This window comes from Actinacidiphila acidipaludis, assembly GCF_019890725.1.
Classification (GTDB): domain Bacteria; phylum Actinomycetota; class Actinomycetes; order Streptomycetales; family Streptomycetaceae; genus Actinacidiphila; species Actinacidiphila acidipaludis.
The window spans coordinates 24759-33543 of sequence record NZ_JAINZZ010000075.1 but is presented as its reverse complement, the minus strand read 5'-3'; the positions used below and the strand labels follow the sequence as shown (position 1 = coordinate 33543).

The window sequence follows — 8785 nt, the reverse complement described above, 5'->3', positions numbered from 1 at the left end:
GAGGGCGGCTTGCGCCGACGGCCCCCGGACGCGCACCTCGCGTCCGGGGGCCGTCGCGTTGCCTGTTGACCCTGTACCGGGCGCCGGGCTAGCTTCCTTTCAACGATTTGTTGAAAAATCGGGAGGGTGCGGCTCATGGCGCAGGCAGGCGGAACGACGCTGGCGGACACGGTACGAGCGGAGGTCGGTGCCGGGCTGGCCGCCACCGACGCCGAGTTGGCCAGGCGCTACCCCGGCGACCCGGGCACGCGGCAGCCCGTGCACACGGTGTACGTGCCGGCGGACGCCTTCACCGCGGACACCGTGCGGGAGTGGGGCGACCAGGCGCTCGCCGCACTCGACGCGCACGCGCCCGACCCGGACGCGCTCGCGGAGGCCGTCGGCCTCCCCGGCGAGCTGGCCGCCGAGGTCTACGACCGCGTGCGGGCCAAGCTGCTGCGGGAGCCGGTGGAGGACCTGCGGATCGACTTCGAGGACGGGTACGGGACGCGGCCCGACGCGGAGGAGGACGGCGCCGCGGTGGCCGCCGCCCGCACGGTGTCCGCGACGGTGGCCGACGGCACCGCGCCCCCGTTCGTCGGCATCCGCATGAAGTGCATGGAGGCGGCCGTCCGCGACCGGGGCATCCGCACGCTCGACCTCTTCCTCACCACGCTGCTGGACGCCGGGGCGCTGCCCGCCGGGCTGGTGCTCACGCTCCCCAAGGTCACGTTTCCCGCCCAGGTGGCCGCGATGGCCCGCCTGTGCGGGGAGTTCGAGCGGGCGGCCGGGCTGCCCGAGGGACGGCTCGGCTTCGAGATCCAGATCGAGACCACGCAGGCGATCCTCGGGCCCGACGGCCGGTCGGCGGTGCCGCTGCTCATCGACGCGGCCGGGGGCCGGGCCACAGCGCTGCACTACGGCACGTTCGACTACAGCGCGGCGTGCGGGGTGAGCCCGGCCCACCAGTCGATGGACCACCCGGTGGCCGACCACGCCAAGGCCGTCATGCAGGTCGCCGCCGCGGGGACGGGGGTGCGGCTCTCCGACGGCTCGACCAATGTGCTGCCCGTCGGCCCGACCGAGCAGGTCCGGGCGGCCTGGCGGCTGCACTACGGCCTGGTCCGCCGCTCGCTCGCCCGGGCGTACTACCAGGGCTGGGACATGCACCCGGCCCATCTGCCGACCCGCTACGCGGCGGTGTACGCGTTCTACCGCGAGGGGCTGGGCGCGGCGGCGGGGCGCCTCGCGGCGTACGTCCGCAAGACCGGCGGGGCCGTGATGGACGAGCCGGCCACAGCCCGGGCCCTCAGCGAGTTCGTACTGCGCGGGCTGGACTGCGGGGCGCTGGGTCCCTCCGAAGTGGCCGCGGCCGCCTCCCTCTCCCATGCACAGCTCCTCGCCCTCTCCGCCCGCCCCCCGCTCACCCCCTGACCCCAACCCCGCCCCGGCCTGCGGGAGATGGACTCGGGCACCTCCTGGGCTGCCCCCGACAAGTGGACGAACGGCACGTGATTCGGGAGTGCGAGGTCCGCCAGGCTCGATCCCGAGGGCAGGCGCGGGCCCGCGCAGAGCCGTGGCTGAGGACGTGGGTCCCGGGCGAGCCCGGGGGAACTCCTACGGCGAGGGCGGGATCTCGCCGGACCCCCTCGGGATCAACCGAGCCGAAAGCTCGGTCCGCGACGGCTCCTCCCCGGCCATCCCGTCCAGCCTCCGGAACAGCAACTGCGCCGCCGTCCGCCCCAGCCCGGGCGCGTCCTGCGCCACGACGGTGACCGGCGGACTCAGCAGATCCGCGAGCTCGAAGTCGTCGAAGCCGACGAGGGCGACCGGCCGCGGCAGCCCGGACAGCACGCGGACCGCCGTCACGGTGACCCGGTTGTTGCCCGCGAGCAGCGCCGTCACGGGCTCCGGCCCCGACAGCATGGTGCCGAGGGCCGCCCGCACGCTCTCCGGGGTCGTCGGACCCATCGCGATCCAGTCCGCGCCCACGGGCAGGTTCGCCCCGGCCATCGCCTCCCGGTACCCGCGCAGACGCTCGGCCGCCGTGTGGATGCCGGGCTGGTCGCCGATGAAGCCGATCCGGCGGTGGCCGTGGGCGATGAGGTGGGCCACGCCGTCCCGCACACCGCCGGCGTTGTCGGTGAGCACGACGTCCGCGTCCAGATGCCCGGCAGGGCGGTCGACGAAGACCGTCGCGACGCCGGCCTCGATCTCCGGGCTCAGGTAGCGGTGGTCGTCACTGGCGGGCACCACGACCAGCCCGTCCACCCGCCGCGCGCAGAACGCCAGCACGAGTTCCTGCTCGCGTCTGGGGTCCTCGGCGCTGGAGCCGGTGAAGAGCAGCGCCCCGTGCGCCCGGGCCACGTCCTCCACGGCCCGGCTGAGCGCCGCGTAGAAGGGGTCCGCGACGTCCTCCAGCACCAGGCCGATGCTCGACGTGCGCCGGGTGCGCAGCAGTCGCGCACTGTCGTTGCGCCGGAAGCCGAGCGCCTCGATCGCCGCCTGGACGCGGGCCACGGTGTCGGGCGTGACGCCCGCTTCCTCGTTGACCACGCGGGAGACCGTCTTGAGGCCGACGCCCGCTCGGGCGGCGACATCCTTCATCGTGGGCCGGGGTGTACGTCCAGGTGTTTGGGTCACGGTCGTAGTATTCCCTGCGGCGAGAGATGGACAACGTTGTCAAGGTCAGGCGAGACTACTCCTGGGGCCGCTCCGTGCGGAACCCTTAGTGTCAACACCCCCGACAGCACCGGACATGCACGGCGCAGTGCGGCGAAACGACAAGGAGAGCACCCAGCGATGCAGTCCCCCCACGGCGCGACCGGTTCCCTGGTGGCCGCACTGGACATCGGCGGAACGAAGATCGCCGGTGCACTTGTCGACAGCGAGGGGCGGTTGCTCGCCCGGGCCCTGCGGCCCACGCCCGCGGGAGAGGACGGTGAGACGGTCCTGCGGGCGGTGACCGAGGTCCTCGGTGAACTCGCGGACGCCCCGCAGTGGTCCGGCGCGGTCGCCGTCGGAATCGGCAGTGCGGGACCGGTGGACGCCGCGCACGGCACGGTCAGCCCGGTGAACGTTCCCGGGTGGCGTGAGTTCCCCCTGGTCGCGCGGGTCTCCCGGGCGAGCGGCGGGCTGCCGGTGGTCCTCACCGGCGACGGCGTGGCCATGACCGCCGCCGAGCACTGGCAGGGCGCGGCGCGCGGCTACGACAACGCGCTGTGCATGGTCGTCTCCACCGGGGTCGGCGGCGGCCTGGTGCTGGGCGGCTCACTGCTGCCCGGGCCGACCGGCAACGCGGGCCACATCGGGCACATCAGCGTCGACCTGGACGGCGACCTGTGCCCCTGCGGGTCGCGCGGCTGCGTCGAGCGGATCGCGTCCGGGCCGAACATCGCGCGCCGGGCGCTGGACCAGGGCTGGCAGCCGCCGGCCGGCGCCCAGCCCACGGCGGCCGCGGTCGCGGATTCCGCCCGCGCGGGCGACCCGATCGCCCTGGCGTCCTTCGACCGCGCCGCTCAGGCGCTGGCGGCGGGGATCGCGGCGACCGCGACGCTCGTCGAGATCCACGTGGCCGTCGTCGGCGGCGGGGTCGCCAACGCCGGCCCGATCCTCTTCGACCCGCTGCGCGAGCACCTGACCCGCTACGCGACCCTGTCCTTCGCCGCGGGCGTCGACGTGGTCCCGGCGAAGCTGGGGACCGACGCGGGTCTGGTCGGCGCCGCGGCGGCCGCGGCGCAGGCCCTGGACATCGCGAGCTTCACCTCCGGGCCGGTTCCCGAGCCCATCGCTCCCTCCAGCCCCGACCCGGGCCCGGCGGCCCCGCTGCCCGCCTGAGCCGCAGAGGTCGCCGAGTCGGGCCCTTGACGGCCCGGGTGCGGTGCTGAAGCGCGCCTGAGCGGCCCTGGCCCCTTTCTGCGCCCCGAACGAGCTTCGCGGCCCCGGAAACGGGGCACGCGGCTCACGGGGCGCCGAGAGGGCTGGGGTCTGCCGGGTCTCGGGCAGGCCTTCCTTCGCCTCCCGGCGCCGCGGTGTGCGGGGCGAGTGCCCGGAACGCCGAGTGCCCGACGTGCGGTGCCGGCGGTCCGGCATCGGGGCGTCGCGGATTCCTGCGGAGCCTGCGTACCGCAGGTCTCATCCGGGCGAACCGGGCAAGCAGGGGAGTGAGGGACGGCGGTGCGCCGCCGGAAAAGGTGCCCCGGGCGACCGGTACGCGTCGGACGCGGCCCCACGGCGTTTGGTGGGGGCGCGGATCCGGGCAATTCGTAGGGGTCTACGGAGAAGGGGGCACCGTGATCATCTGGGTGAACGGGGCGTTCGGCGCGGGCAAGAGCTGCGCGGGCCGCGCATTGCTTGACCTGATACCGGAGAGCACCCTGTACGAACCCGAGGTGCTGGGATGCGGCCTGCGCCGGCTGCTGCCCGAGAAAAGGCTCCAGGAAGTCACCGACTACCAGGAACTGCCCATCTGGCGGCGGCTGGTCGTGGAGACCGCCGCCTGCCTGCTCGCCGAGGTCGGCGGTGTCCTCGTGACACCCATGTCCCTGCTGCGCCAGGAGCACCGCGACGAGATCTTCGGCGGCCTCGCGGCCCGGGGGATCGAGGTCCGTCATGTCGTGCTCGATCCCGGAGAAACGATCCTGCGTTCCCGGATCGCCACCAGGGCCGACCATCCCGGGAACCCCGAGGCGGACGACGCCGCCCGGCAGTGGGCTCTGGACCGCATCGCGGACTACCAGGCCGCGCTGCCCTGGCTGAGCGCGGACGCGCACGTGATGTCCACCGCCGGACTGACGCCCGAGCAGACCGCGTCCCGGGTCGCCGATGCGGTCGGCCGCGGCGCGGGCGCCTGCGGGATCGTGCAGACCCCGGAACCGCGGGCGGAGACGGTCGCCGCCGGCGTGCTGCTCTTCGACGAGGACGACCGCGTGCTGCTGGTCGACCCCACCTACAAGCCCGGCTGGGAGTTCCCCGGGGGCGTGGTCGAGCGCGGCGAGTCGCCGGCCCGGGCGGGCTACCGCGAGGTCGCCGAAGAGCTCGGAATCGAGTTGACCCGCGGTCTCGAACTGCTCGTCGTGGACTGGGAGCCGCCGCGGCCGCCGGGGTACGGCGGCCTGCGGCTGCTGTTCGACGGCGGGCGCATGCCGAGCGCCGACATCGGGCGGCTGCTGCTGCCGCGGTCCGAGCTGCGTGAGTGGCGCTTCGTCACCGAGGACGAGGCGGCCGGACTGCTGCCGCCGGTGCGGCTCGACCGGCTGCGGTGGGCGCTGCGCGCGCGGGAGCAGGGCCGCCCGCTCAACCTGGAGGCCGGTCACCCCGCCGAGTGACCGCGCCCGCCCACCGCCTGCCGTGCCGCCGTGCGGCAGCGGGTCAGACCCCCTGGCCCGCCGACTGCGCGGCGGCGTAACGGCGCAGGAAGAGCGCCTCGGTGAGCGCGAGCTTCTCCAACTCCTGCGGCGACACGCTCTCGTTGACCGCGTGGATCTGCGCTTCCGGCTCGCTCAGCCCGATCAGCAGGATCTCCGCGCGCGGGTAGAGCTTCGCCAGGGTGTTGCACAGCGGGATGGAGCCGCCGTTGCCCGCGATGGCCATGTCCTGCCCGTACGCCTCCTGCATCGCCTCGGCCATCGCGGTGTACGCCGGGCTGCTGGTGTCGGCCGCGAACGGCTCACCGTTGCCGCGCTTGGTCACCTCGACCCGAGCGCCCCACGGCGCCGCGGCACGCAGGTGCGCGGTCAGCGCCTCCGCGGCGGTGGCCGAGTCGAACCCCGGCGGAACCCGCAGGCTCACCAGGGCGCCGGCCTCCGCCTGCACCGACGGGGTGGCGCCGACGACGGGGGGCGCGTCGATCCCCAGCACGGTGACCGCGGGACGGGCCCACAGCCGGTCGGAGATGCTTCCGGTGCCGATCAGCCCGACGCCGTCGAGCACCTTGGCGTCGCGCCGGAAGTCGGCCTCGTCGTAGGCGAGACCGCGCCACACGCCGGACGCCTCCAGGCCGTCGACGGTGGTGGCGCCCCTCGCGTCGCGCAGCGAGGCCAGCATGCTGATGAGGGCGGCCAGCGCGTCGGGGGCCGCTCCGCCGAACTGGCCCGAGTGCAGGTTGCCGCCCAGGGTGGCCACCCGCACCTCCAGCAGCACCATGCCGCGCAGCGAGGAGACGACGGTGGGCAGGCCCACGCGGAAGTTGCCCGCGTCGCCGATGACGATGGTGTCCGCGGCCAGCAGGTCGGGGTGCTGCTCGGCGTACCGTTCCAGGCCGCCGGTGCCCTGCTCCTCGGAACCCTCCACGATCACCTTGACGTTGACCGGGACGGTGCCCTGCTCCTGCAGCGCCCGCAGCGCCGTCAGGTGCATCAGCACGCCGCCCTTGCAGTCCGCCGCGCCGCGTCCGTACCAGCGTCCGTCGCGCTCGGTCAGCTCGAACGGCGGGGACAGCCACGCCGACTCGTCGAGCGGCGGCTGCACGTCGTAGTGCGCGTAGAGCAGCACCGTCGGGGCGTCGGCGGGGCCGGGCAGGAAGCCGTACACCGACTGCGTGCCGTCCGGGGTGTCGAGCAGGGCCACGTCCTGAAAGCCCTCGGCGCGCAGAGCGTCCGCGATCCACGCCGAGGCCTTGTCGCTCTCGCTCTTCGGGAACTGCCGCTCGTCGGCGACCGAGGCGAACGACACCAGTTCGGCGAGCTCGGTCCTGGCGCGCGGGATCAGTGCGGCCACGGTCTCGGACAGCGGAACGGACGGCATGAGAACTCCTTGTGCGGACAGACGAACACGTCGACGGGCAGCTCACGCCGCCCGTCCGGCGGGCCGCCGGAATGCGGCGGTCGCCGCGGCCGTCGGTCATCCCGACGGCACGCAGCCGATGGTGCCACAGCGTGCCGTGCGCGTCGGCGCATAGGATGCGCCTGAACAGCCATGACAGCACGAAGCAGTCGAACGGGCCCGAGCGGGAGCGGAATCAGACGTGAGCGGTGAGCAGGCGGCGCAGGACAGCGGCACGGGCGACGGCGAGGCGCTCGCGGTGTGGGACGTCGTGGTGGTCGGCGCCGGCCCCGCGGGAGCCTCCGCGGCGCACGCCGCCGCGGTCACCGGCCGGCGGGTCCTGCTGCTGGAGAAGGCCGAACTCCCGCGGTACAAGACGTGCGGCGGCGGCATCATCGGGCCGTCCCGCGACGCCCTGCCGCCCGGCTTCGAACTCCCGCTGCGCGACCGGGTGCACGCCGTCACCTTCAGCCTCAACGGCCGGCTGACGCGCACCAAGCGCTCCCGGCAGATGCTCTTCGGGCTCATCAACCGGCCGGAGTTCGACGCCGGCCTGGTCGACGCCGCCCGTGCGGCCGGGGCCGAGGTGCGGACCGGGGTGACCGTCTCGCGCGTGGAGCAGCACGGCCCCGGGGTGCCCGACCGGCGCACCGTCGCCGTGGTCGTCACCTCCAACGGTCCCGAGGGCAAGCGCGAGGAGATCGTGTATGCCCGGGCCGTGGTCGGGGCGGACGGCAGCGCCAGCCGGATAGGGGCGCACGTGGGCGTGAAGCTCAACCAGGTCGACCTCGGGCTGGAGTCCGAGATCCCGGTGCCCGCGTCGGTCGCGGAGGACTGGGCCGGCCGGGTGCACATCGACTGGGGGCCGCTGCCCGGCAGCTACGGCTGGGTCTTCCCCAAGGGCGACTCGCTGACCGTCGGGGTGATCTCCGCGCGCGGCGACGGTGGCGCCACCAAGCGCTACCTCGACGACTTCGTGGCCCGCCTGGGCCTGGCCGGGTTCGAGCCGAGCGTCTCCTCCGGGCACCTCACCCGCTGCCGCGCCGACGACTCGCCGCTGTCCCGGGGCCGCGTGCTGGTCTGCGGCGACGCCGCCGGCCTGCTGGAGCCCTGGACGCGTGAGGGCATCTCCTACGCGCTGCGTTCCGGCCGCCTGGCGGGGGAGTGGGCGGTGCGCATCGCCGAGTCGCACGACGCCGTCGACGCCCGGCGCCAGGCCCTCAACTACGCCTTCGCGGTGAAGGCCGGGCTCGGCGTGGAGATGGGGGTCGGCCGGCGCATGCTGACGCTGTTCGAGAAGCGCCCCGGCCTGCTGCACGCCGTGCTCACGTCCTTCCCCCCCGCCTGGCGCGCCTTCGCCGGGATCACCCGGGGGAAGAGCTCGCTGGCCGACCTGGTGCGCACCCACCCCATCGCCCGCCGCGCGCTGGAGGCCGTCGACCGCCCCTGACCGGGGCCCCGCGGCGCCCGGCCGCACGACCTCACGCGCCCTGGACGGGGGCGATCGCGAACACCGGGTGCCTGGGTGCTATCGCCAGCAGCTCCTCGTCGGAGGAGTCGGGACCGACGCCGCCGAAGAAGACACCCACCTCCGCCTTCCAGCGCTTGAGGTAACCGCGGAGCACGGCGGTCTTCTCGGCGTCGTCCAGCACCTCGGTGGCGGTGAACTCCTCCACCCGCTTGCCGACCACCAGCCGGCCGCCGCCCGCCGCCCGCATGTTGTGCGTCCACTGGACGTGGCCGCGGGGGGCGACGAGGTAGCGCCGGCCGTCGAGCGTGAGCACGTTGACCGGCGTGCGCCGCCACTCGCCGCTCTTGCGGCCGCGGACCTCCAGCACCCGCGAGCCCCACACGCTGATGCCGCGCCGGGTCAGCCAGGCGACACCGCGGTTGAAGACGTTGACGGTGAACCAGCCGGGCTTCTGGACGTGCGGGGCCTGCTCGGACATGACGACTCCTGATGACTGCGCAGAGGTGGGTGCGCCGCGTGCGCGGCGGGCTGTGAGCACCTTCCCCGTTTTGTGAGCAGTGCTCTCGCCTGAGA

Annotated in this window: 7 protein-coding genes; 4 read left to right on the top strand and 3 right to left on the bottom strand. The window is 74.4% G+C overall.

Annotated elements, in window-relative coordinates; all coding sequences use genetic code 11:
- The first annotated feature begins 135 nt into the window (after positions 1 to 135).
- A complete protein-coding gene (locus tag K7862_RS33460; protein ID WP_222968883.1) occupies positions 136 to 1413 on the top strand; it encodes a DUF6986 family protein in 1278 nt (425 codons plus the stop codon).
- Between the two features lie 183 nt (positions 1414 to 1596).
- On the opposite strand, the gene K7862_RS33455 is transcribed toward K7862_RS33460, so the two are convergent.
- Positions 1597 to 2586 (bottom strand): LacI family DNA-binding transcriptional regulator, encoded by a 990-nt coding sequence (locus K7862_RS33455; protein WP_222968881.1) that lies wholly within the window; start codon positions 2584 to 2586, stop codon positions 1597 to 1599.
- A gap of 195 nt (positions 2587 to 2781) precedes the next feature.
- On the opposite strand from K7862_RS33455, the gene K7862_RS33450 reads away from it, so the two are divergent.
- Both K7862_RS33450 and K7862_RS33445 read left to right on the top strand, forming a co-directional pair.
- On the top strand, positions 2782 to 3816 hold the full coding sequence (locus tag K7862_RS33450; protein ID WP_222968879.1) for an ROK family protein: 1035 nt from the start codon (positions 2782 to 2784) through the stop codon (positions 3814 to 3816).
- A 455-nt stretch (positions 3817 to 4271) separates the two neighbouring features.
- Positions 4272 to 5306 carry an NUDIX hydrolase gene (locus K7862_RS33445; RefSeq protein WP_222968878.1) on the top strand — a complete coding sequence of 345 codons (1035 nt, stop codon included), beginning with the start codon at positions 4272 to 4274 and terminating at the stop codon, positions 5304 to 5306.
- A gap of 43 nt (positions 5307 to 5349) precedes the next feature.
- Here the strand turns inward: K7862_RS33445 and K7862_RS33440 are convergent, their stop codons facing one another.
- Positions 5350 to 6723 carry a dipeptidase gene (locus K7862_RS33440; RefSeq protein ID WP_222968876.1) on the bottom strand — a complete coding sequence of 458 codons (1374 nt, stop codon included), beginning with the start codon at positions 6721 to 6723 and terminating at the stop codon, positions 5350 to 5352.
- A gap of 220 nt (positions 6724 to 6943) precedes the next feature.
- Here K7862_RS33440 and K7862_RS33435 point away from each other — a divergent pair, with 220 nt between their 5' ends.
- Positions 6944 to 8191 (top strand): geranylgeranyl reductase family protein, encoded by a 1248-nt coding sequence (locus tag K7862_RS33435; protein WP_222968874.1) that lies wholly within the window; start codon positions 6944 to 6946, stop codon positions 8189 to 8191.
- Positions 8192 to 8222: 31 nt separating this feature from the next.
- On the opposite strand, the gene K7862_RS33430 is transcribed toward K7862_RS33435, so the two are convergent.
- Positions 8223 to 8690, bottom strand: coding sequence for a nitroreductase family deazaflavin-dependent oxidoreductase (locus tag K7862_RS33430; RefSeq protein WP_222968872.1), 468 nt, complete (start codon positions 8688 to 8690; stop codon positions 8223 to 8225).
- Positions 8691 to 8785: the final 95 nt, after the last annotated feature.